The sequence below is a fragment of the Aureimonas sp. AU40 genome, assembly GCF_001463785.1.
Taxonomy (GTDB): Bacteria; Pseudomonadota; Alphaproteobacteria; order Rhizobiales; family Rhizobiaceae; genus Aureimonas.
The window spans coordinates 29,914-52,034 of the sequence record NZ_BBWL01000007.1 but is presented as its reverse complement, the minus strand read 5'-3'; the positions used below and the strand labels follow the sequence as shown (position 1 = coordinate 52,034).

Below are 22,121 nucleotides of genomic sequence, written 5' to 3'. Positions count from 1 at the left end.
ACATAGACCGGCCTGTCGGCCGTGACCGCCGGCACCGCCACCACCGGCACGGCGCGATCGCGCGCCGGCTGGGCCGCGGTCTGCGCTCCCAGTCCTGGCAGGCGCGCCAAGGCCGGCGCCAGCCAGCCCTCGCGGCCGGCATAGCCAGCGACGGCGGCCGCCAGACCCAGCCCGAGAATGACGATCGTCCTGCCTGCGCTCATGTCGATTTCGGTCCGGCTCTTGTGCGCGATGCCCGTCGGCTCCGGCGCTCGCGGGTCGCCGCGAGTCGCCAGCCCGCCAACAGGCCGATTGAAGCGCAGGACTATGACGGCACGCCCCTCGGCGCATGGGAATCTTCATTAATTCTTCGATAGGAACGGCCTGTCCAGCCCGCCGCCGATCCAGGCGATCGACACGCGAGGAGCGCGCGATCTAGGCCGCCTCTTCCCCGGCAAGCCCATTCTCTCGAACGCGGCCAAGGCGGAAGGATGTTTCGGCGCGTCTCGCCGCAACGAAACCACCGGCCTTCAAAATCCACCAATAGAGTAGACAATAAGGCTCAGTGAGGGAGGTCCAACAGCGGCCTTGCAGGGCCTGGGCTCCCTCGTCCCGTCGCCCGGCCGCGTGCCGGCGCGACGGGGCGCCGCTTCTTGCCCGACGAGGAATGCCATGAGCCGACCCCCCTTCCTGACCCTCACGCGGCGCGGTTTCGGCCTCATGGCACTAGGTCTCGCGATGGCGTCCTCGGCCGCCTTCGCGCAAGGGGCGCCGAAGGCCGGCGGCACGCTGATCTATCTCGAGCAGCAGCCGCACACGAACCTCTACCCGCCGGCCGGGGGCTTCTACCCCAATGGCGGCATTCTCAACCAGATCACCGACAAGCTGACCTATCAGAACCCGCGGACGCTGGAGATCGAGCCTTGGATCGCCGCCTCCTGGGAAGTCAATGCGGACTCCACGCAGTACACGTTCCACCTCAGGCCCGGCGTCACCTTCTCGGACGGCACGCCGCTCGACGCCGCCGCCGTGGCTCTGAACTACGACACGTTCGGCCTCGGCGTGAAGGAGCGCAACTTTCCCGTTTCCGAGGTCTTCAACAATTATGCCCGGTCCGAGGTGATCGACCCGCAGACGGTGCGGTTCCACTTCAAGGCGCCGAGCCCCGGCTTCCTCCAGGGCACGTCGGTGATCGGCTCAGGGCTCGTCGCCCCCGCGACGCTCCAGCGCGGCTTCGCCGAGCTGGGCGACGCCACGAGGATCATCGGGTCTGGCCCCTTCGTGGTGGCGAGCGAGACGATCGGCACGGAACTCGATCTCAAGGCGCGCCCGGACTATAGCTGGGGTCCGGCCCGGCATCCGCACCAGGGCCGCGCACTTCTGGACGGCATCCGCTACGTGATCGTGCCGGAGGACGGGGTCCGCATTGGCGCGCTGGTCTCCGGACAGGGCGACGTGGTGCGTCAGATCCAGGCCTATGACGAGGAGCAGGTAACCTCGCAGGGTTTCGCCATCCACGCGCCCTCGACGCGCGGCGTCAACAACAGCATCGTCTTCCGGCCCGATAATCCGCTGGTCGCGTACGTGCGCGTGCGCCAGGCTCTGCTGCACGGCACGGACACGGACGCGATCGTCAAGACGCTCTATTCCCGCAACTATCCCAAGGCGACCTCGATCATCGCCTCGACGGCAACGGGCTATGTCGACCTTTCCGCCAAGCTCGGCTTCGACCCTGCCAAGGCCGCTTCCCTTCTGGACGAGGCGGGCTGGACGCTGGGCGCGTCCGGCCTGCGCGAGAAGGACGGCCAGCCCCTGGCCTTCACCGCCTACGAATCCCTGCCCCAGCCGCAGAACCGGGCCATGCTGCAACTCGTCGCGCAACAATGGGCGACGCTCGGTGTCAAGCTGACCGTGCTGGGCGGCGACGCCGGCAGCGCGGTCGCCGACAATCTCGACCCCGCCAAGACCGCCGTTTCCCCGGCCATGGTCGGCCGCGCCGATCCCGACGTCATCAAGAGCCAGTACTACCCGAAGAACCGCAACGTCCTGCTGCAGACCGGCGGCGTCAGCGACAAGGTGAGGAGCTTCCACGACGACAAGCTGAACGGGCTGCTCGAGGCCATCGCCGCCGAGACCGATCGCGCCAAGCGCCTCGCCCTTGTCGCCGAAGTGCAGACCTACGTCGTGGACGAGGCTTATGCGATCCCGATCTTCGAGGAGCCGCAGGTCTACGGCGCCGCGCCCTACGTGAAAGACCTGGGTTTCGAGGCGGTGGGCCGGCCGAGCTTCTACGGCGCGTGGCTCGACAAATGAGCGCGCGCTTCCTCGGCCAGCGCCTCGCCCAGGCGCTCTTCGTGCTCTGGGCGACCTTCACCCTCTCCTTCGTGCTCCTGCAGCTCATGCCGGGCGATGCGATCCTGATCCGCTTCGTCGGCGGCGACATGGGTCTCAGCCCCGAGGCGGTGGCCGGCATCCGCGCTTTCTACGGCGCCGACGCCCCGGTCTGGCAGCAATATGGGCAGACGCTTCTGAGCTTCCTCCGGGGCGAGTTCGGCTTCTCCATCGTCTCCGGCGTCTCGGTCGCGCAGGAGATCGCCGCCAATCTGCCCGCGACGCTCTGGCTCTCGGGGCTGGCCTTCGCGGCGGCCCTCACGCTGGCGGTGACGATCGCCCTTCTCGCCACCCTGCCGCCCTTCGCCTTCCTGCGCGAAACCTTCGCCTCGCTGCCGGGGCTGATGGTGTCCATTCCCGTCTTCTGGATCGGCGTCGTCCTGATCCAGGTCTTCTCGTTCCGGCTCGGCCTCGTGTCGGTGATCGCGCCCGGCCCTTGGGAACGACTGGCGCTGCCGGTCGCCGCCATCGCCGTGCCGATCGCCGCCCACATCGCGCAGGTGCTGATCCGCAGTCTGGAAGCGGCCTCCGCCCAGCCCTTCGTTGCGGTCGTCCGCGCCAAGGGCGCATCGCCCGCGCATGTCCTTTTTCACCACACGGTCCGCAACGCGCTCCTGCCCGTTCTCACCATCGGCGGCCTTCTGGTCGGCGAACTCCTGACCAGCGCCGTGGTGACGGAGGCCGTGTTCGGCCTGAACGGGCTCGGGAGCCTCGCCGTGCGCTCGGTGCGCAACCAGGACACGGCCGTGTTGCAGGCCATCGTCGTGATCTCGGCGCTCGCCTTCGTCACGATCAACCTCCTGGTGGATCTCACCTATCCGATCGTGGACCCGCGCCTGCGGCACGGCGCGGAGGTGCCGGCATGAGCTCGACCCTGATGGAAGCGCCGCTCACCGTGGATCGTCCGGCGAAGCCGATGGCGAAGCGCCGCCGCCTCCCCCTCGGCCTGGCGCTGGCCTTGACCGTGCTCGCGCTGGCTGCGGCTTTCGCGCTCGTGCCTTCGCTGTTCACCGATGCGAGCCCGATTGCGGGCATTCCCGGCAACCAACTGAAAGCGCCCGGCGCCCTGCACTGGCTCGGCACGGACGAACTCGGCCGGGACGTTCTGACCCGCCTCGTCTACGGCACGCGCTATTCGCTCTCCGGCGCGGTGATCGCAGTCGCCGTCGGCCTCGGCTTCGGCACCTTGATCGGCCTCATCGCCGGCTCGCTGGGCGGGCGGGCGGACGCCGCCCTGATGCGGATCGTGGATGTCATGCTGGCGATCCCGAGCCTGCTTCTGGCTCTATCCTTCATCGTCATCCTGGGCTTCGGCCATGCCCAGGTCGCGGTCGCCGTCGGCATCACCTCGATCGCCAGTTTCGCGCGGCTGGTGCGTTCGGAAGTGCTCGGCGTCCGGCGCTCGGACTATGTCGAGGCCGCCTTCGGCTCGGGCGGCAGCTTCGCCAAGGTGCTCTGGCGCCACGTGCTGCCCAACTCGCTGACGACCGTCCTCGCCTATGCCGCGCTGCAGCTCGGCTGGGCCATCCTGCAGATTTCCACGCTCGGCTTTCTCGGCTACGGCGCGCCGCCGCCGACGCCGGAATGGGGTCTGATGATCGCCGAAGGGCGCAACTATATGGCGCGCGCCTGGTGGCTCACCGTCTTTCCCGGCCTTGCCACGATCGCGGTCGTGCTCGCCGCCAACCGGCTCGGCCGCGCCCTATCGGGAGGAAGCCGATGAACGCCCCCCTGAACGCCGCGAGAGACGCCGCACCGCCGCTGTTGCGGATCGAAAACCTCACCGTTTCCTATGACGGGCGCCCCACGGTCCGCGATGTCGGCCTCAGCATCGCGCCCGGCGAGGTCGTCGCGCTGGTCGGCGAGTCCGGCTCGGGCAAGACCACGACCGCGCAGGCCGTGATGGGCCTTCTGCCCGCCAACGGCCGGATCGAGGCGGGGCGCATCCTCCTGAACGGCGAGGACATCACCCGCTGGCCCGACCGGCGCCTCGCGGCGATCCGGGGCCGGGTCGTGAGCTTGGTGCCGCAGGACCCCGGCTCCTCGCTCGACCCCGTGCAGACGATCGGCGCGCAGCTGACCGAGATCTTCCGCCTGCATGGCAGACGCGACAAGGTGGCCAACCGCGAGGAGGCGCTGGCGCTGCTCGCCCGCGTCGGCCTGTCCGAGCCCGAGCTGCGTTTCCGGCAATATCCGCACGAGCTTTCCGGCGGCATGAAGCAGCGCGTCCTGATCGCCATCGCACTGGCACTGAAGCCGGCGCTGGTGATCGCGGACGAGCCGACCAGCGCGCTCGACGTCACCGTGCAGAAGCGCATCCTCGATCTGATCGACGATCTCAGCCGCGAAAACGGCACGGCCGTCCTTCTCGTCACCCACGATCTCGCCGTCGCCGCCGACCGGGCGGATCGGATCGTGGTCATGCGCGGCGGGCGGATCGAGGAGGAAGGGCCGGCGCGGACCCTGCTGGCTGAGCCGCGACAGGCCTACACCAAACGCCTCCTCACCGACGCGCCGGTCTTCTCGCCGTCCCGGCGGCCCTTTCCCGCGCCCGCTCGGCACGCCGATCCCGCCATCGTGGTGGACGGGCTGGTGCATGCGTTCGGCGGTGCAAGGGCCGGCTTGCCGGCCGTGGACGGGGTGAGCTTTTCCGTCGCGCGCGGCACGACCCATGCGCTGGTCGGCGAATCCGGCTCGGGCAAGACCACGACGGGACGGGCCGTCGCCGGCTTTCTGAAGCCGACCGCCGGGCGGGTCACGGTGGAGGGCGAGGACGTGACGCGCCTGTCCGGCCAGCGCCTGCGCCAGTTCCGCCGCCGCATCCAGCTCGTCTACCAGAACCCTTTCGCCTCGCTCGATCCGCGCCAAAGCGTGGAGGGCATCGTCGAGGAACCGCTCCTGAATTTCGAGCCGATCGAGAAGGGAGAGCGCCGCCGGCGCGTCGCCGCCATGCTGGAGCGGGTGCATCTCCCATTCGAGCTCGCCGAGCGGCGCCCGGCCGCCTTGTCAGGTGGCCAACGGCAGCGGGTCGCCATCGCCCGCGCGCTGATCCTTTCGCCCTCGATCCTGGTGCTGGACGAGGCCGTCTCGGCGCTCGACGTCACCGTGCAGGCGCAGATCCTGTCGCTGCTCGGCGAACTCCAGCGCGATCTCGGCCTGACCTATCTGTTCATCTCGCACGATCTCGCCGTGGTGCGGGCCATCGCCGACAGCGTCAGCGTCATGAAGGCCGGGCGCATCGTGGAGGCGGGGCCGGTGGAGGCGGTGTTCCGCCATCCCACTGAGCGCTACACGCGCCAGCTCGTCGAGGCCATTCCGGGCCGGCGACACGAAGTTCCGTCCGCAGAAGGCGCTTTCGCATGACCAAACGCATCGGGTTCTTCACGCGGCTTCTGGACGATGCGCCGCCCGCCGAGCGCTACCGGCTGGCGTTGGCGCAGGTGGTGGAGGCCGAGCGGGTCGGCTTCGACGCGGCCTGGGTGGCGCAGCACCATTTCAACGGCGACGAGGGCGGCCTGCCCTCGCCCTTCGTGTTCCTGGCTTCGGCGGCCGCCGCCACCTCGCGTATCCGGCTGGGAACCGGCATCGTCACCCTGCCCATGGACGAGCCGATCCGCGTCGCGGAAGACGCGGCGGTTCTCGACCATCTGTCGGGCGGGCGGCTGGAGCTTGGGCTCGGAGCGGGCGGCACGCCCTCCTCCTTCGCGCCGTTCGGTCTCGACAGCGAGCAGCGCGGCCCGATCTACGGCGCGAAGGTCGAAACGCTCCGCCGCGCCCTGCGCGGGGAGGATCTCGGCGCCGGCAACCGCCTTTATCCCCCGGCCGGCAATCTCGACGCGCGCGTCTGGCAGGCGACCTTCTCGGCGGCGGGGGGCGAGCGCGCGGGCGGGGCGGGCGACGGTCTGCTTCTTTCGCGCACCCAGCCACGTCCCAAGGACGCGCCGGCGGCCTCGCTGGCCGCGTTGCAGCTGCCGATCGTGGAAGCCTATCTCGGCGCGCTGCCCGCCGGCATCGCACCCCGCATTCTCGCCTCGCGCAGCGTCTTCGTGGCCGACGATCGGGACGAGGCACGCCGATTGGCGGAAACGGGCCTTCGCCGTGTCGCCGCGCATTTCGCCGCGAGCGGCCACATCATCCTGGGCGACACGCTGGACGATCTCCTGCGGACCTTCGACAGCCATGTCGGCACGCCCGAGGAGGTGGCCGAGAGCCTGGTGAGAGACGAGACGCTCCAGCACGCGAGCGAGGTCTCGGTGCAGGTGCATTCGATCGACCCGCCCCATTCCTTCATCCTGCGCTCGATCGAGCTGTTCGCCACGCGCGTCGCACCGGCGCTCGGCTGGCGCGAATCCGCGCGTCTCGCCCTGGCGCGCGCCATCTGACACTACCCCGGAGGAGAGCGACCCCATGACCGACCAAAGGCGGGACCTGATCGACGAGCTGGCCGGCATCGCGCCCGGTTCGGCGCTCGACGCCATCCGCAGCCGCCGCGCGGTGGCGCGAGAGAATGCGCAAGCGAGCTACGCGCTGCTTCTCGACCCGAAGGAGCCCGGCGATTTCGAGGCGGGAGACCGGCGCGCCGTCGCGGCCTTCGTCGCCGCGCTGCACGGCGACGAAGGCGTCACCGCCCATTACCGCGCGCTCCTCGGCGACGGCGGCCGGGCGGATGCGATCGAGCGCGAGGCCGAGCGCGCCGGCACGAGCGGCCCCTATGGCGCCTATCCGCCCGGCCCTCTCAGCGGCGAAGACCGCGCCGGGCTGCGCTACCGCGCGGACGCAGCGGCCATCGCTGGGCTGGGCGAGCGGCTGGCCGCCGGGCTGGAACACGCCCATCTCCTCGTCTTCCACCCGCGCGACGCCAAGGCGGAAGACCTCGGCCGCCTGCTCTCGGCCGGGTGGACGCCGGACGCGATCGTCACCCTCTCGCAGCTCGTATCCTTTCTCGCCTTCCAGATCCGCGCGGCGATCGGCCTGCGCGCGCTGGCCCGCGCCGGAGACGCCGCATGAACGCCCCGCTTCGCCCCTCGCCCGCCGCAGATCTCCTGCACCATCCCGAGAACCGAGAGCCCAACGCCTTCACGCAGGAGGAGCTGGGCTGGCTGCCGTCGCTGGCGCCGCTCGCCGTGGAAGAGCTGACCGAGCGCCATTACGAGGGCCTGACGGAACGCAGCCGCGCGCAGTCGGCCTATTTCCGCCTCCTGGCGCGGGACCCCGACGTGCTGGGCGCGCGCACCCGCACCGACAAGGACATCTTCTACAACACCGAGGGCGGCCTGCCCCGGGCCGAGCGCGAGCTGGCGGCCACCGCCGTCTCCCGCGTCAACGGCTGCATCTACTGCGCCTCCGTCCATGCCCGCTTCGCCACGCGCCATTCCAAGCGCGCGGCGGATGTGGATCGTCTCCTGAAGGAAGGCACCGATGCTCGGCTGGACCCGCGATGGGACGCGGTGGTGGAGGCCGCCTCCCGGCTGACCGAAACGCCGACGCGCTTCGGCGAGGTCGAGATCGCCAAGCTGCGCGCGGCGGGCTTGGCGGACGACGAGATCGTCGACCTCGTCTTCGCCAGCGCCTTCTTCAACTGGGCCAACCGGCTGATGCTGTCGCTGGGCGAGCCCGAAGCGCCCGCCCGGGCCTGAGGCAGTCTCAGGAGCCGGCGAAGATGGCGGCGACCTCCGCCTCGCCGAGGCGGTGGATGCCCCCGGCCTCCAAATCGGCCGGCAGCGCGAGGCCGCCGACCGACTCGCGGTGCAGCGCCTCGACATGGTTGCCGGTCGCCGCGAACATGCGACGCACCTGATGATAGCGCCCTTCGTGGACCTGCAGGACGGCTTCCCGCTCGCCCACCACGTCCAGCTCGGCAGGGGCGAGCGGCTTGGTCTCGCCTTCCAGCATCATCGTGCCGGAGGCGAAGAGCGCCGCCTCGCCGCCTGTGAGCGGCCGGGCGAGATGGGCGCGATAGCGCTTGGCGACATGCCGGCTCGGCGAGATGATGCGATGGAGCAGCGCGCCGTCGTCGGTCATCAGAAGAAGGCCCGAGGTTTCCTTGTCGAGCCGGCCCACCGTCGAGATGGCGGGATCGCGCCGCCGCCAGCGCGACGGCAGGAGATCGTAGACCAGCGGCCCCGCTTCCTTATGGGAGCAGGTGACGCCGAGCGGCTTGTTCACCATCAGGATGAAGCCCGGCAGCGGGTCCAGCGCCTCGCCGTCCACCCGAAGCCGGGTTTCGAGATCGGGCGTGAGCGCGATGCGCTCGTCGGCCCGCGCCAGCGGCGCGCCGTCCAGAAAAATGCGGCCGTTCTTGGCCAGAAGCTGGATCTCGCGGCGCGAGGCATAGCCCATGTTGGCCAGCAGCTTGTCGAGGCGGGAGGTCGGGGTCTTGGTCATTTGCGCGCTTCGAAGATCTTGTAGCCGGCCTCTTCCACTCGCGTCTCGACGCTGCGGAAACTCGTTCGCAGCACGTCCTCGTAGGGCATGTGCCGATTGGCGACGAGAAGCAGCGCGCCGGAGCGGCGCAGCATGCGAGCGGCGGCCGTGATGAAGGCTTGGCCGAGCCCGCGATCCTCGATCCCCTCGGCGTGGAAGGGCGGGTTCGACACGACGAAGTCGAGATCGCCGAGGCCCGTTTCGCGCGCGTCAGCCCAGAGCACGGCGGCGCGCGGGTCGGCGACGTTGAGCCTCGCCGCCTCCACGGCGCGACGATCGATCTCGACCAGCGTCAAGGCCTCGACCTTGGGCGAGGCGAGCACGGCCTTGGACAGGATTCCGAGCCCCGCGCCGAGATCGGCGCCCCGCCCGGCGAGCGGCGGCAGATGGCGCAGAAGCAGCGCCGAGCCGGGGTCGATGCGGTTCCACGAGAAGATGCCGGGCTGCGAATGAAGGCCGATCGCCTCGACAAAGCTGGGCGAGCCTTCCGCGATGGCTTCCGCCAGCCCGTTCGGATCGGCGGGCTTCTGCGTGCCGCAGATGCGCTGGCGCGCCTTAGAGCGCTCGGCGACCTCGCAGCCGAAGCCTTCCAGCTCGGCGCGAAGGCGCTGGCCGCCCTTGTCCTTGGGCGCGAGCACTGTCAGCGCGCCGCCGAGCGCGAGCGTGCGCAGCGCCTGGGCCAGGACATAGCGGCGCTCGATCGAGCCGGGCGGGGCTGCAACGGTCAGCGCGTCCAGCGCGCCGTCGGCCAGAGCCTCGAAGGCGCCGCCGCCGGGCCGCAACGGCGAAAGCTGCAAGGCGCCGTCCGGCACGTCCACGAGGTCGGCGGGCGGCGCGCCATAGACGGCGGCTCGCGGCGAAAGGGGGGAAAGGATCTCGGTCACGCCCGTGCCATAGCAGCTTTGGCGCAGCGGCCGAAACCCCAGTTCGACCGGCGGCAGAGCCGACATGACGGCTCTGCCCTTGCCGGGAAGCCTCAGACGGACAGCGCCCCCTCCAAATCGGCGATCAGGTCGTCCGCGTCCTCGATGCCGACCGACAGGCGCACGAGCGAATCCGAGATGCCGATCGCGGCGCGCTGCTCGGCGGGAATGCTGCCATGGGTCATGGTGGCGGGGTGCTCGATCAGGCTTTCGACGCCGCCGAGACTTTCGGCCAGCGTGAAAAGACGCGTGCGCTCCAGAAAGCGCTTGGTGCCGGCGAGATCGCGGTCGAGTTCCACCGAGATCATGCCGCCGAAGCCCGCCATCTGCCGCCGCGCGACCTCGTGCTGGGGATGGCTGGCGAGCCCGGGATAGAGCACGCGGCGGACATCGGCGCGCGCTTCCAGCCATTCGGCGACGCGCTGCCCGTTCTGGGAATGGCGCTCCATGCGCAGCGCCAGGGTCTTGATGCCGCGCAGCGCCAGGAAACTGTCGAACGGGCCGGAGATCGCGCCAATGGCGTTCTGCAGGAACTTCAGCCGGTCGGCCAGATCGCGGTTCTCGCCCACCACCGCGCAGCCGCCCACCATGTCGGAATGGCCGTTCAGATATTTCGTGGTGGAATGGACCACGATGTCGATGCCGAGTTCCAGCGGCCGCTGAAGCGCCGGGCTGCAGAACGTGTTGTCGGCCACCGTCAGGAGGCCGCGCCGGCGGCCAATCTCCGCGATCACCTCCAGATCCACGATGCGTAGCAGCGGATTGGTCGGCGTCTCGATCCAGAGAAGCCGCGTTTCGGGCCGGATCGCCGCTTCCACGGCCTTCGGGTCGGTGAAGTCGGCAAAGCTGACCTCGAGCCCGGCCGAGCGCTTGCGCACCCGCTCCAGCAGGCGGAACGTGCCGCCATAGATATCGTCGGTCGCCACGATATGCGCGCCGGAATCGAGGAGTTCCAGCACCGTCGCGATGGCCGCCAGCCCCGACGCGAAGGCGAAGGCGGCGCTGCCGCTTTCGAGATCGGCCACCGCGCGCTCGAAGGCGAAGCGCGTCGGGTTCTGCGAGCGGGCGTATTCGAAGCCCTTGTGGACGCCGGGGCTTTCCTGCGCATAGGTCGAGGTGGCGTAGATCGGCACCATCACCGCCCCTGTGGCCGGGTCGTGCTGCTGCCCGCCATGGATCGTGCGGGTGGCGAAGGCGGGGCGGTTGCGGCTTTGGCTCATGGGGCATGCCTCAGGTGGTTGATCAGGTCGATCCGGGTGACGAGGCCGACGAAGCTTTCGCCGTCCATGATGATGGCGACCTCGTTCCGGTCGAAGACGGGCAGCAGCGCGTCCAGCGTCTGCGTCGCCTGCAATGTGTGGACATCGGCGGTCATGGCGCCGAGCACGGCCGAGCTGAAGCGATCCCACCGCCCCTCCACCGGCCCTTCGACGCGGGCGAGAATGTCGCCCTCGTCGATGATGCCGACGAGCCGCCCCTCGTCGAGAACCGGCAGCTGCGACACGTCGGCCCGGCGCATCCGCCCATAGGCGTCGAGCAGGCTGTCGGCGGGCGAGACGAAGACCGTCTCGCCCCGCAGGTGCAGCCGCGCCACGAGATCGCTCAAGTTTCCATGATGCTCGCGCTCGGTCAGCCCCTGCTCGGCCAGCCAGACATCGTCGAAGACCTTGGAGAGATATTTGTTGCCGGAATCGCAGACGAAGCTGACGACGCGCTTCGGCCGGTCCTGCTCGCGGCAATAGCGCAGCGCCGCCGCCAGCAGCGTGCCCGTGGACGAGCCGCCCAGAATGCCCTCTTTGGCCAACAGGGCGCGCACCGCCGACATGCTCTGCCGGTCGGTCACGCTATAGGCCTTGGAGACCAGCGAGAGGTCGGCATTGTCGGGCACGAAATCCTCGCCGATCCCCTCCACCGTCCAGCTTCCGACCTCCTCCATGTGCCCGGTGCGCACCAGCGGCGCGAGCACGGAGCCGGCGGGGTCGGCCAGCACCATCTCCGTCTTGGGCGAAACGCGCGAGAAGAAGCGGCCGAGCCCGGTCAGCGTGCCGCCCGAGCCGACGCCGACCACCACGGCGTCCACGTCCCCCTCCAGCTGGCGCCAGATCTCGGGCCCCGTCGTGCCCTCATGGGCCCTGGGATTGGCGGGGTTCTGGAACTGGTTGGCGTAGAAGGCGCCGGGCGTCTCGCGCGCGATGCGCTCGGCCATGTCCTGATAGTACTCGGGATGCCCCTTGCCGACATTGGAGCGGGTGAGATGCACCTCGGCGCCGAGCGCGCGGAGATGCTGCACCTTCTCGCGCGACATCTTGTCGGGAACCACCAGCACGATGCGATAGCCCTTGGGCACGCCGACCTGGGCCAGGCCGAGGCCCGTATTGCCGGCGGTGGCTTCCACGATCGTGCCGCCGGGGCGCAGCAGGCCGCGCGACTCGGCGTCGAGGATCATCGAGCGGGCGATCCGGTCCTTGATCGAGCCGCCCGGGTTCTGGCTTTCCAGCTTCAGGAACAGGCGGCAAGGGCCGGTGTCGAAGCGGGTGAGCTCCACCATCGGCGTCTGCCCGATGAGATCGAGCACCGAACGGAAGGGTGGCGAAAGGCGATCGAACTCCGGTTCGCTCGGGGCGTGAGTCTGATTCTGGGTCGGGGCGGAATGCGACATGGCTAAGGTCCGAAACGCTTGCGGGGTCAGCCGGGAAAGAACCGGTTCGGCGGCCGTGGCAGGCCGAGATTTTCGCGTAAGGTGGCCCCCTCGTAGGCGCGGCGGAAGATGCCGCGCCGCTGCAATTCCGGCACGACTTTGTCGACGAAGTCGTCGAGCCCTTCCGGCAGGTAGGGGAACATGACGTTGAACCCGTCCGAGCCGCCCGTCTCCAGCCATTCCTGCATGGCGTCGGCGATCGTCCCCGGCGTGCCGACGAAGGACAGGCCGCCATAGCCGCCGAGCCGGCGGGCCAGCTGGCGCACGGTGAGGTTTTCGCGCGCCGCCATCTCGACCACCCGCTCGCGCCCGCTCTTGGAGGCGTTGGTGTCGGGAATGGCGGGCAGCGGCCCGTCGGGGTCGAAACGGCGCGCGTCGGTGCCAAGCTGGCTGGAAAGCGCGTCGATGGCGCTTTCGTAGTCCACCAGCGCGTCGAGCCGCTCGCGCTTCTCTCGCGCCTCCGCGTCGCTCTCGCCCACCACGACGAAGGCGCCGGGCAGGATCTTCAGATGGTCTGGGTCGCGGCCGATCCGCGCCATGCGCCCCTTCACGTCGGCGTAGAACTCGCGCCCGTCCTCCAGCCGGGTCGGCGCGGCGAAGACGAGTTCGGCCGTTTCGGCGGCCAGCTGCCGGCCGGGCTCGGAGGCGCCCGCCTGCACGATCACCGGCCAGCCCTGCACCGGCCGCGCGATGTTGAGCGGCCCGCGCACATGAAAGAACTCGCCCTTGTGCGCGAGCACATGCATCCGCTCCGGGTCGAGATAGGTGCCGCTCGCCGCCTCGCGCGGGAAGGCGTCGTCGGCAAACGAGTCCCACAGGCCCGTCACCACATCGAAGAACTCGCGTGCCCTTCGGTAGCGGCTGGCATGGTCGAGATGCTCCTCAAGACCGAAATTGAGGGCAGCGTCCGGGTTCGAGGTCGTCACGATGTTCCAGCCCGCCCGGCCGCCGCTCAGATGGTCGAGCGAGGCGAAGCGGCGGGCGACGTGGAAGGGCTCGTCGAAACTCGTGGACGCGGTGGCGACGAGGCCGATGCGGCTGGTCACGCTCGCCAGCGCCGACAGGAGCGTGAAGGGCTCGAACGAGGTCACCGTGTGCGAGCGCCGCAGCGCCTCGCGCCCGATATTGAGAACGGCGAGATGGTCGGCCATGAAGAAGGCGTCGAAACAGGCGCTTTCCAGCCGCCGGGCGAGATAGTGCAGCCGCTGAAAGTTGAAATTGGCGTCGCGCCACGCCCCGGGATAGCGCCACGCGCCGGCATGGATGCTGACCGGGCGCATGAAGGCCCCGAGCTTCAACTGCTTGGGAGGTGACATCGATGGCTCCATGACGGGGCGAAGGCACGCGTGGAAAGATCGGGCGGACCGGCCTCATGTCCAGCCGGGGCGAAGCCTTGAAAGCGGCAGCTAGAGGCCGACGTCGAAGACCATCTGGTCCATGGTCTTTGAGGGTTCGGCGCAGCCCGCCGTGCCGACAATGCGCGCCGGGACACCGGCGACCGTCGTGTTGGCGGGCACGCACTGGGTGACCACCGAGCCCGCGCCGATGCGCGAGCAATGCCCGATCGCGATCGGCCCGAGCAGTTTGGCGCCGGCGCCGATCAGCACGCCGTGCCCGACGCGAGGATGGCGCCGCCCGTCCACCGTCTCGCCCGGCGCCTCCGAGGCGCCGAGGACGACGCCCTGCAGCATGGAGACATTGTCGCCGATCTCGGCCGTTTCGCCGATCGAGACGCCCGTCGCGTGATCGAGGAACATGCCCCCGCCGATGGAAACGGCGGGATGGATCTCGACCTGAAACACCTCGGCCGATCGATCCGCCAGATAGAGCGCGAGGTCGCGGCGACCCTTCAGCCAGAGCCGATGGGCGATGCGATGCGTCTGCACGGCGTGGAAGCCCTTGAAATAAAGAAGCGCGTCGAGCGCGCTGGCGGTCGCGGGATCGCGGTCGACCAACGCCGCGAGGTCGAGCCGCAGCGCGTGGCCGATCCCCGCGCTCTCCTCGGCGGTTTCCAGAAAGATGACGCGCAGAAGGTCGATCGGCAGCGTTCCCGCGATGCGGCTCGCCAGGCGCTGCATCAGCGCCCCTTCCAGGGAGGACTGGCCGAGAATGGTGGACAGAACCAGCGAGGCCAGGGCCGGCTCCTTGCCCAGAACGGCCTCCGCCTCGCGCCGCAGCCGCGCCCACCAGAAATCCGTCGCAGCAATGCCGTCCACCAGGGCGACCACGCCCTCGGCCCGGCTCCAGGGGCTTGGCCCGTTGGTCATCCCGCGCTTCCCCTATCCGCCGACGCGCCCGGCCCAGGGCACGAAGCGCCGCTCCAGCCAGCGCAACGTCGCCTCCAGCGCGAAGGCAACGGCGGCGATCACCAGAATGCCCATAACCACGATGTCGGTCGCCAGATATTGCGAGGCGGACTGGATCATGAAGCCAAGGCCGGCGCGCGCGCCGATCAGCTCGGCCGCGACGACGGTGGACCAGCCGGCGCCGAGCGCGATGCGAAGACCGGTGAGAATGCCCGGCAGGGCGCTCGGCAGGACGACGTGACGGATCACTTGGCCGCCGCTGGCGCCGAGCGCGCGGGCGGCGTTGACGCGCTCGCGCGAGACGGCGCGCACACCGGTCGCGGTCGAGATGGCGATCGGCGCCAGCATGGCGAGCCCGATCACCAGAAGCTTCGAGGCCTCGCCGATGCCGACCCAGATGACGACGAGCGGGAGATAGGCGAGGGGCGGGATCGGACGCACGAATTCCAGAAGCGGATCGATGACGCCGCGCGCGAAGGGGCTGAGGCCGATCGCAAGACCCATCGGCACGCCGATCGCGGCGGCGCCCGCAAGCGCGCCGAAGACGCGCCCGACGCTGGCCAGGAGATGGCTCGGCAGCGTCGCGTCGACATAGCCCTCGCGCCAGACCACCACCAGCTTGGCCAGCACAGCTTCCGGCGAGGGCAGGAAGAGCGGCGGCACGAGGCGCAGGCTCGCTGCCAGCCACCATGCCAGAAGCACGAGGAGGATCGTGGCGAGGCTGACGAAACCCCCGCGCAGCGCGAAGGGCAGCCTCGCGGCGCGTGCTCCCTCGCCCCGATCGGTGGCTGGCAGGTCCGGCACGGTCAGAACGTCGGGCAGCGCTTCGGACGGATCGACGGCGCTCATGCGGCCACCCTTTCATGGATCGCGTCGGCCAGCGCTTCGCGCGCGGCGGCAAAGCGCGGGTCGCGGCGAATGTCGCGCAGCGGCTCGCCCGCCAGCTGCCGGGCGCCGAAATCCACCGCCAGCACGCGTGCGACGCGGCCCGGCCCCGGCGCCAGAACGACGATCCGCGTGCCGAGAACCAGCGCCTCGTCGATCCCGTGCGTGACGAGCAGGACGCCCGCGCCACTGCCGGCCGACGCCTGAAGGAGCAGCCCCTGCATGGCTTCGCGGGTCATGGCGTCGAGCGCGCCGAGCGGCTCGTCCATCAGGAGGAAGTCGGGTTTGGCGGCGAGCGCCCGCGCCAAGCCGACACGCTGGCGCATGCCGCCCGACAATTCCCAGATCCGCCGATCGGCCTGACCCGCAAGGTCCATGCGCTGGAGCAGCGCTTCCGCTTCGCGCCGCCGCCCGCGCGCGGGCACGCCGCGCAGCTTGAGCGCGAAGGCGACATTCTCTCCGACGCTCATCCAGGGAAACAGCGCGTCGTCCTGAAACACCACAGCCCGGTCCGCGCCCGGTTTCGTCACCGGCGCGCCGTCCACCAGAACCCGCCCGGCCGAGGGCGCCTGGAAGCCGGCCGCCATGTTCAGCAGCGAGGTCTTGCCGCAGCCCGAGCGCCCGACCAGCACAACGACCTCGCCCGATCCGACCGTCAGCGAGACGTCGCGCAGGATCAGCGGCCCCTCGGGCGCGTATCGCAGCGAAACGGACTCGATCGAGAGCTGGCGCATGGCCTTGCCTCCGGGAGCGAAAATGAAAAGGGGGACTGCTCCCGCCCCGTGCGGGAACAGTCCCATGAGGGCGCGCCGGGGAGGACAGCGCGCCGCTCTATGGAAGGGCCGCTAGTTTCCGGCCTGGGAGCGCTCGAAGAAGCGCGTGGTGACATAGGGGCGGTAATCGTCCAGCACCGCGTCGATCTTGCCCTGCGCCTTCAGGAAGGCCGAGGTCTTGGCGATCGCCGCCGCCGTGCCGCCGCCGAGCAGATCGGCCGACACCTGCTCGGCCGGACCAGGCAGGACATAGCCCTTCAGAAGCGCGGGCACGTCCTCGACCTTCGCGCCGGACAGGCGGGCGATCTTGGCGGCTTCGGGCGAAGCGGGCCCCCAGGCCTCCGGCTTGGCATTGTAGGTCTCGTAAGCCCGGCTCGTTGTGGCGACGAAGGCGCGCACGGCGTCGGGATGCGCCTGTGCAAAATCCTTGCGGACGATCCAGGCGTCGAAGGTCGGCGCGCCCCAATCGGCGACCGTCGCGGATGTCACCACGACCTTGCCGCTGTCCTTGATCTGTCCGAGCGCGGGGTCCCAGACATAGGCGGCGTCGATGTCGCCCCGTGCCCAGGCGGCGGCGATCTCGGGCGGGCGCAGATTGAGGATGTCGACGCTCTTCGGATCGACGCCTTCATGCGCCAGCGCGGCGAGAAGGCTGTAATGCGTGGTGGAGACGAAGGGCACCGCGACCTTCTTGCCGGCGAGATCCTTGATCGACGCGATGCCGGACCCCTCTCGCGCCACGAGCGCTTCGGAGTCGCCGATCAGCCCGACCACGAAAATCGTCTCGATCGGCAGTTCGCGGCTGGCGGCGGCCGCGAGCGGGCTGGACCCGACATAGCCGATATCAACCGCGCCGGAGGCGATGGCGGCGATCACCTCCGCGCCGGAATCGAACTTGCGCCAGTCGATCGCGGCCTTCGCGGCCTTCTCGTACGCGCCGTCCGCCTGCGGAACCTTGGAGGGCTCGACCACCGTCTGGTAGGCGACGGTGAAGGACAGGTCCTCCGCCCGCGCCGGGGCCAGCGAAAGGAGGCCGAGGGCGACGGCGGAGCCGAGCAGCGTGCGACGGGAGAAGCGGGGCATGACTTCCTTTCCGCGGAGACCAGCCGCGTCGTTGGCCGCCGGAGGCGGTGGAAGTCCCGAAAGGCGGTGGCGGAAGGCCAGCCGACGGGACCGGAGCCCCATCAGTCTACCGTTTCACTTTCCTTTCGCAGCGTCGAACTTTCCCAAATCCGGCGGCTCTGCCGTCTTTTTCGACTAGGGATGCTGGCCCGGCCGCGATGTTCGTTCTCGCAAGGCGGGATGGCGGCCGTTCGATGCGGCCTGCGCCGGCGATGCCGGAGGAAGTTCGTCAATCGCCCCGGAATTCGGGCGCGGGTCGCCGGTCGAGCGGAGAAAGGGAGACCCTGCGCCTTGCCGGCCGGGGTCGCGTGGCCTGCCAGGCGACGAGCTGGTCGATCGGCATGGGCTTGGCCAGGAGATAGCCCTGGTAGAGGTCGCAGCCGATCGCCTCCAGGAAGTCGAGCTGGGACGCGTCCTCGACCCCTTCCGCCACGCATTGCATATGCATGGACTTGCAGAAGGCGACCACCGCCGACAGGAGTTCGCGCCCCTCCCCGTCTCCCGCGCCGGCAACGAAGCTCTTGTCGATCTTCACCTTGTCGATGGGAAGCCGGCGTAGGTAGCTCAGGCTCGACTGGCCGGTGCCGAAATCGTCCAGCGCGATGCCGACGCCGAGCGAGCGCAGGAGGCGGATGGAGGTTTCCGCCGCGTCGAAGTCCCGCACCACCGCCGTTTCCGTCAGTTCCATGATGAGCCGCGAGGGCTCGACGCCGGAGCGCCGTACCAGGGCGAGAATGCCCAGCACCGTTTCCTGGCAGGTGATGTCGTGGGCCGACAGGTTGAACGAGAGCTTCACCTCAGGCGGCAGGCGATCCAGGCAGCCCAGCGCCTTTCCCAGCAGCGTCAGCGTCAGGCGATGGATGATGCCGGCGCGCTCCGCCAGCGGAATGAACACGTCCGGCCGAACCTTGCCCAGGCGCGGGCTGTCCCAGCGCGCCAGGGCCTCGACGGCGATCGTGGTTCGGTCGGCAAGGCTGCTGATCGGCTGGAGATGGACCTCCATCTCGGCATCGAGATCGGCCGTCTGAAGCGCGCCCTCCACTTCGCGCTCGGAGCGGATGCGGCTGGCATGCTCGGAAGAATAGAGCATGGCGAAGCCGCGCCGCTCGTTCTTGGCCATGTAGAGCGCATAGTCGGCCCCGTCATAAAGGGCGCGGGCCGTGCCCGGCACGTCGCGCGTCGTGGCGATGCCGCAGGACGCGCCGATCGAGACGGTGATCTCTCCCAGCCGAAACGGGTTCGACAAGGCTTCGCAGGCCCGCGCGGCAAGCGCCAGGACAGCGGCCTCTTCCCCCTCCGCCACGAAGGCGAACTCGTCGCCCCCCAGGCGCGCCACCATGGCCTTGCCCTCGAAGGTCTCGGCCAAACGAGCGCCGACGGATTCCAGAATCTGGTCGCCCAGGAGATGGCCGAACGTGTCGTTGGCGGCCTTGAAGCGGTCGAGGTCGATGACGCCGATGGCGAGGTCCAGCCCGGCGGCGCGGCACCGCGCGATGTCGCTGTCGGCCTGCGCGAAGAACAGCCGCCGGTTCGGCAGGCCGGTCAGCATGTCGGTGTGGGCGAGCTTGGTGACCTCGCGGTTCAGCCGCTCGGTTTCGGCCTGGGTGCGGATCAGCTTGGTGAAGCCGTTGAACGTGTTGAGCAGCACGCGGATCATGACCAGCGTGACGAGCAGGATGTTGAGCGCGATGGCGCTGTAGACGGCGTCGCTCGGCGAGACGTAGCAGGCGAGATAGGGCAGCGTCACGATCGCCGTCACCAGCATGGCCGCCTGCGGCAGGTGCATCAGGCAGAAGATGCAGCCGATCACCGTGATGGCGACGAAGATGGCGACATGGGCGTGCAGGTGGTCCGTGCCATATCGGCCAAGCCCCAGCGACCAGCAGATGCAGCCCAGCGCGATGAGCGTGCCCAGAACGGTGGTCCGCCGCAGCGAGCGAAGCGTCTCCTCGCCCGACAAGGGCACGGCGGGCTTGCGCAGCCATTTGACCATGCGAACGACGCTGACCGAGACGAGGAGGCAAGGGATCCACACCGTCATCCAGTCCGGCGCCGTGCCGAAATGGGTATAGGCGACGGCCACGGCGCTTGCGCTGAGCAGGGCATAGAGCAGTGGAATCTGCCGCTGAAGTTCGCCGAATTGCGCTTGCGCGGGGGTAGGATCGACCGAGCGGAGGGTCAGCCACCGAAAAAATCTTTTCGCAACGATCATGGTCACCCCCGCCTGCTCCATAGGATAGAGGAGCGGGGTAAAATCGGCGTTACATCATATGCTTGCTTCGGTAGCCGAATGCAGGTTTTGCCGTAAAGCGATGCGAAACCCGGACCCATACTTGCTTCGCATAGCCCCCCACATCGGCTTGAAACCGTCTATCGAAACGATCCGATCGGTGATGATCATCGCGGACCGCCAGACTGCTTCGCACCCTCGGGTTACAGGTGTATGCCCCTCCGAAAGGGTGCAATCCTCGCCCCGGCCGCGGCATGGCGCGGCGTCCCCCGCGCCCAGTTCTGCGCCATCGGGGAAGGCTGCCTGCCTTGCCCGCCGGAACTTCGCGGCGACGTCTACGCGCCGTCAGGCGAAGTCGACGTAATAGGCGACGCCCTCATAGCTGTAGCTCGGCAGCGTGTGGATGATGGCGTCCCGTTCCGCCTCGTTGGCGGTGTAGAAATGGGCGTCGGTCTGCTTGTTGTAGAAGCGATAGAGCTCCTCGTGCGCGCCGTTCTCGCCGCTGGCATAGGCCTTGTAGGCGACGCCCTCGTAGTCGAAATTGGCGAGCGTGCGGATCACCTGATCGCGCTCCGCGACGTTGGCCGTGTAGAAATGAGCGCCCGTCGTCTTGTTGAAGAAGCGGAACACGTCGATCGTGCCGGCCGCGCCGGCCCCCGCCCCGTCGAAGGCCTCGCCCTCGAAGCGATATTGCGGCAGGGTCTTGATAACGGCGTCGCGCTCGGCCGCGCTCGACGTGAAGAAATGCATTCCGTTGTCTTTGTTGAAGAACCGGTAGACCGCGCCCTCGTGATAGGCGGGCGGCTCCACGGAGGCCGGCTTTTCGGCATAGGCGCGGATATAGTCGATCTGGGTCTGCGGCGCCGGGCCGGAGGGATCGGCATTGGCCTCGACGGCGAGATTGGCGAGGATGAACATCGGCCCGTGCATGTCGCTCGGGGTCGCCTTGGTGCCGATCAGCTGGCCGTCGTAGTAGAAACTGATCGTGTCCTTGTTCCAGTCCATGCCGTAGGTGTGGAAGCCCTGCGTCTGGTTGGCATGCTCGCTGTAGACCTGAAGCTCGGCGCTCCGATCGGCGTGGTAATCCGTCGTATGCAGCCAGCTGTAGACGCCTGTCGGGTTGTTGCCGTAGTGCTCGACGACGTTGAGCTCCTGCCAGCCGCCGTTCTTGCCCTCGTTGATCTGCTTGGTCGGCAGCAGCCAGAAGGCGTCCCAGGCGCCCTTCGTCTCCGACAGGTCGGCGCGCATCTCGAAATAACCGTAGGTCTGCTGAAACGAGCCGCGCGTGTGGATGAGGCCGGACTCCCAGCTGCCGGACATGCCGAAGGGCGTGCGGTCGGGCACGGCGGTGATGGTGAGAATGCCGTTCTCGACTTTGAACGGATCGTAGCCCGAGCCGGGATCGACGAAGGAGGAGCGGCCGAAGCCGATGTCGGACTGCGCGTCGAAGCGCCATTCGGGGCGAATGTCGGCCCAGACGGTTCCCGCGCCGTTCTGCGAGATGCTGCGCGTGTTGAACTCGTCGCTGAAGGTCAGCTGGTAATTCGACAGGTCCTTCATCGCGCATCCCTCATCCGCTTGAACCCTAAGGGTCGCCGATGAAGCTTAAGGACGGCTTGTGGGAATCGCTCGCAATGCAAGGGATCGGCCGCTCGGCCGAACGTGTCGCAGGACCAGAAGCGCCGAGCGCCCCGGCGGCGCGCCCTGCGCCATTCCCGATGCCGATCCTGTGAAGACTTGCCATGGTCAACGTTTCGGAAACCCACACAGCCTTAGCCTCCCGGCATGAGCCATCATGCCAAGCGCCTGCTTCCGCTTCTCGTTGCCCTCGGGCTGCTGTCCGGCTGCGCCTCGATCCCGCGCAACACCGCCAACACCTGCGCCATCTTCGAGGAGCGCAGCGGCCTGCTGACGGATTGGCGACGCGACGCCGAGCGCGCCTCGACCGAGTTCGGCGTGCCCGTGTCCGTGTTGATGGCGACGATCCAGGCGGAATCGAACTTCGAAGCCGGCGCCCGCCCGCCGCGCCGCTGGTATCTCGGCTTCATTCCGGGCAAGCGGATTTCCACCGCCTATGGCTATGCGCAGGCGCTGGACGGCACCTGGACGGAATATCAGAAGCGAACCGGCCGCTATGGCGACCGCCGCAACGATTTCGCCGACGCGATCCGCTTCATCGCCTGGTACCATGCCGACAGCAACCGGCGCCTCGGCATCGCCAAGACCGACGCCTATCGCCTCTACCTCGCCTATCATTCTGGCCATGCCGGCTATGGACGGGGCGTCTGGCGCGAGCGCGCCGAAGCCATGCGCGGCGCCAAGCGCGCCCAGGCCATGGAGCGCCGCTACGCCGCACAGCTGAGGACCTGCCGCTAGCGTCAGTGGAGCCGA

General features: G+C 69.0%; 20 protein-coding genes. 8 read left to right on the top strand and 12 right to left on the bottom strand.

The annotated features are described in order from the left end of the window. Positions 1-203 (bottom strand): hypothetical protein (locus AUL32_RS03035; protein WP_156421302.1); only part of this gene is annotated, 203 nt, incomplete at its 3' end. 448 nt (positions 204-651) lie between these two features. Between AUL32_RS03035 and AUL32_RS03030 the strand changes: the two genes are divergently transcribed. From AUL32_RS03030 to AUL32_RS03000, 7 genes are read left to right on the top strand one after another with little or no spacing between them, the layout of a single operon-like run. Further along, on the top strand, positions 652-2,292 hold the full coding sequence (locus AUL32_RS03030) for a TIGR04028 family ABC transporter substrate-binding protein (RefSeq protein ID WP_062111646.1): 1,641 nt from the start codon (positions 652-654) through the stop codon (positions 2,290-2,292). Further along, complete coding sequence (locus tag AUL32_RS03025) at positions 2,289-3,236, top strand: ABC transporter permease (RefSeq protein ID WP_062111644.1); 948 nt, start codon at positions 2,289-2,291, stop codon at positions 3,234-3,236. Before AUL32_RS03030 ends, AUL32_RS03025 begins: the two co-directional genes overlap by 4 nt. A gap of 11 nt (positions 3,237-3,247) precedes the next feature. Continuing rightward, positions 3,248-4,093, top strand: a complete 846-nt coding sequence (locus AUL32_RS03020) for an ABC transporter permease (RefSeq protein ID WP_156421303.1) — start codon at positions 3,248-3,250, stop codon at positions 4,091-4,093. Then, positions 4,090-5,733, top strand: a complete 1,644-nt coding sequence (locus AUL32_RS03015; RefSeq protein ID WP_062111642.1) for a dipeptide ABC transporter ATP-binding protein — start codon at positions 4,090-4,092, stop codon at positions 5,731-5,733. Before AUL32_RS03020 ends, AUL32_RS03015 begins: the two co-directional genes overlap by 4 nt. Then, positions 5,730-6,752, top strand: a complete 1,023-nt coding sequence (locus AUL32_RS03010; protein WP_062111640.1) for a putative FMN-dependent luciferase-like monooxygenase — start codon at positions 5,730-5,732, stop codon at positions 6,750-6,752. The genes AUL32_RS03015 and AUL32_RS03010 overlap by 4 nt, the downstream gene beginning before the upstream one ends. Positions 6,753-6,777: 25 nt before the next feature. Then, the gene (locus AUL32_RS03005; RefSeq protein WP_062111638.1) at positions 6,778-7,377 is read left to right on the top strand and encodes a CMD domain protein; all 600 of its coding nucleotides are present in this window, start codon (positions 6,778-6,780) and stop codon (positions 7,375-7,377) included. Further along, positions 7,374-8,006, top strand: coding sequence for an alkylhydroperoxidase domain protein (locus AUL32_RS03000; RefSeq protein WP_062111630.1), 633 nt, complete (start codon positions 7,374-7,376; stop codon positions 8,004-8,006). The genes AUL32_RS03005 and AUL32_RS03000 overlap by 4 nt, the downstream gene beginning before the upstream one ends. Before the next feature lie 7 nt (positions 8,007-8,013). Here the strand turns inward: AUL32_RS03000 and AUL32_RS02995 are convergent, their stop codons facing one another. The 11 genes from AUL32_RS02995 to AUL32_RS02945 all read right to left on the bottom strand — a co-directional run bounded on the left by AUL32_RS02995 (position 8,014) and on the right by AUL32_RS02945 (position 21,290). Continuing rightward, positions 8,014-8,754, bottom strand: a complete 741-nt coding sequence (locus AUL32_RS02995) for a pseudouridine synthase (RefSeq protein ID WP_062111628.1) — start codon at positions 8,752-8,754, stop codon at positions 8,014-8,016. Further along, positions 8,751-9,743 (bottom strand): class I SAM-dependent methyltransferase, encoded by a 993-nt coding sequence (locus AUL32_RS02990; RefSeq protein ID WP_082659205.1) that lies wholly within the window; start codon positions 9,741-9,743, stop codon positions 8,751-8,753. The genes AUL32_RS02995 and AUL32_RS02990 overlap by 4 nt, the downstream gene beginning before the upstream one ends. 26 nt (positions 9,744-9,769) lie before the next feature. Further along, complete coding sequence (locus AUL32_RS02985) at positions 9,770-10,936, bottom strand: cystathionine gamma-synthase (RefSeq protein ID WP_062111626.1); 1,167 nt, start codon at positions 10,934-10,936, stop codon at positions 9,770-9,772. Beyond that, the gene (locus tag AUL32_RS02980) at positions 10,933-12,375 is read right to left on the bottom strand and encodes a pyridoxal-phosphate dependent enzyme (protein ID WP_062111624.1); all 1,443 of its coding nucleotides are present in this window, start codon (positions 12,373-12,375) and stop codon (positions 10,933-10,935) included. The genes AUL32_RS02985 and AUL32_RS02980 overlap by 4 nt, the downstream gene beginning before the upstream one ends. 26 nt (positions 12,376-12,401) lie before the next feature. Next, positions 12,402-13,730, bottom strand: coding sequence for an LLM class flavin-dependent oxidoreductase (locus tag AUL32_RS02975; protein WP_062111622.1), 1,329 nt, complete (start codon positions 13,728-13,730; stop codon positions 12,402-12,404). A 90-nt stretch (positions 13,731-13,820) separates the two neighbouring features. Then, a complete protein-coding gene (gene epsC, locus AUL32_RS02970) occupies positions 13,821-14,681 on the bottom strand; it encodes a serine O-acetyltransferase EpsC (protein ID WP_062111620.1) in 861 nt (286 codons plus the stop codon). 12 nt (positions 14,682-14,693) lie between these two features. Further along, on the bottom strand, positions 14,694-15,569 hold the full coding sequence (locus AUL32_RS02965) for an ABC transporter permease subunit (protein WP_062111618.1): 876 nt from the start codon (positions 15,567-15,569) through the stop codon (positions 14,694-14,696). Beyond that, entirely contained in the window at positions 15,566-16,339 is a 774-nt protein-coding gene (locus AUL32_RS02960) for a taurine ABC transporter ATP-binding protein (protein WP_062111616.1), read from the bottom strand. The genes AUL32_RS02965 and AUL32_RS02960 overlap by 4 nt, the downstream gene beginning before the upstream one ends. A gap of 111 nt (positions 16,340-16,450) precedes the next feature. Next, positions 16,451-17,461, bottom strand: a complete 1,011-nt coding sequence (gene tauA, locus AUL32_RS02955; RefSeq protein WP_062111614.1) for a taurine ABC transporter substrate-binding protein — start codon at positions 17,459-17,461, stop codon at positions 16,451-16,453. Positions 17,462-17,729: 268 nt separating this feature from the next. After that, entirely contained in the window at positions 17,730-19,712 is a 1,983-nt protein-coding gene (locus AUL32_RS02950) for a putative bifunctional diguanylate cyclase/phosphodiesterase (protein WP_244497624.1), read from the bottom strand. 363 nt (positions 19,713-20,075) lie between these two features. Beyond that, complete coding sequence (locus tag AUL32_RS02945) at positions 20,076-21,290, bottom strand: family 16 glycosylhydrolase (RefSeq protein WP_062111611.1); 1,215 nt, start codon at positions 21,288-21,290, stop codon at positions 20,076-20,078. Positions 21,291-21,515: 225 nt separating this feature from the next. Between AUL32_RS02945 and AUL32_RS02940 the strand changes: the two genes are divergently transcribed. Next, complete coding sequence (locus AUL32_RS02940; protein ID WP_062111609.1) at positions 21,516-22,106, top strand: transglycosylase SLT domain-containing protein; 591 nt, start codon at positions 21,516-21,518, stop codon at positions 22,104-22,106. Positions 22,107-22,121: the final 15 nt, after the last annotated feature.

Excerpts from the sequence above, each read along its gene's own strand:
- AUL32_RS03005 (WP_062111638.1), top strand. The coding sequence starts at position 6,778 with ATGACCGACCAAAGGCGGGACCTGATCGACGAGCTGGCCGGCATCGCG.
- AUL32_RS03020 (WP_156421303.1), top strand. The coding sequence starts at position 3,248 with ATGGAAGCGCCGCTCACCGTGGATCGTCCGGCGAAGCCGATGGCGAAG.
- AUL32_RS02960 (WP_062111616.1), bottom strand. The coding sequence starts at position 16,339 with ATGCGCCAGCTCTCGATCGAGTCCGTTTCGCTGCGATACGCGCCCGAG.
- AUL32_RS02945 (WP_062111611.1), bottom strand. The coding sequence starts at position 21,290 with ATGAAGGACCTGTCGAATTACCAGCTGACCTTCAGCGACGAGTTCAAC.
- AUL32_RS02990 (WP_082659205.1), bottom strand. The coding sequence starts at position 9,743 with ATGTCGGCTCTGCCGCCGGTCGAACTGGGGTTTCGGCCGCTGCGCCAA.
- AUL32_RS02980 (WP_062111624.1), bottom strand. The coding sequence starts at position 12,375 with ATGTCGCATTCCGCCCCGACCCAGAATCAGACTCACGCCCCGAGCGAA.
- AUL32_RS02995 (WP_062111628.1), bottom strand. The coding sequence starts at position 8,754 with ATGACCAAGACCCCGACCTCCCGCCTCGACAAGCTGCTGGCCAACATG.
- AUL32_RS03010 (WP_062111640.1), top strand. The coding sequence starts at position 5,730 with ATGACCAAACGCATCGGGTTCTTCACGCGGCTTCTGGACGATGCGCCG.
- AUL32_RS02965 (WP_062111618.1), bottom strand. The coding sequence starts at position 15,569 with ATGAGCGCCGTCGATCCGTCCGAAGCGCTGCCCGACGTTCTGACCGTG.
- AUL32_RS03025 (WP_062111644.1), top strand. The coding sequence starts at position 2,289 with ATGAGCGCGCGCTTCCTCGGCCAGCGCCTCGCCCAGGCGCTCTTCGTG.
- AUL32_RS02985 (WP_062111626.1), bottom strand. The coding sequence starts at position 10,936 with ATGAGCCAAAGCCGCAACCGCCCCGCCTTCGCCACCCGCACGATCCAT.
- AUL32_RS03030 (WP_062111646.1), top strand. The coding sequence starts at position 652 with ATGAGCCGACCCCCCTTCCTGACCCTCACGCGGCGCGGTTTCGGCCTC.
- AUL32_RS03015 (WP_062111642.1), top strand. The coding sequence starts at position 4,090 with ATGAACGCCCCCCTGAACGCCGCGAGAGACGCCGCACCGCCGCTGTTG.
- AUL32_RS02975 (WP_062111622.1), bottom strand. The coding sequence starts at position 13,730 with ATGTCACCTCCCAAGCAGTTGAAGCTCGGGGCCTTCATGCGCCCGGTC.
- epsC (WP_062111620.1), bottom strand. The coding sequence starts at position 14,681 with ATGACCAACGGGCCAAGCCCCTGGAGCCGGGCCGAGGGCGTGGTCGCC.
- tauA (WP_062111614.1), bottom strand. The coding sequence starts at position 17,461 with ATGCCCCGCTTCTCCCGTCGCACGCTGCTCGGCTCCGCCGTCGCCCTC.
- AUL32_RS02940 (WP_062111609.1), top strand. The coding sequence starts at position 21,516 with ATGAGCCATCATGCCAAGCGCCTGCTTCCGCTTCTCGTTGCCCTCGGG.
- AUL32_RS03000 (WP_062111630.1), top strand. The coding sequence starts at position 7,374 with ATGAACGCCCCGCTTCGCCCCTCGCCCGCCGCAGATCTCCTGCACCAT.
- AUL32_RS02950 (WP_244497624.1), bottom strand. The coding sequence starts at position 19,712 with ATGATCGTTGCGAAAAGATTTTTTCGGTGGCTGACCCTCCGCTCGGTC.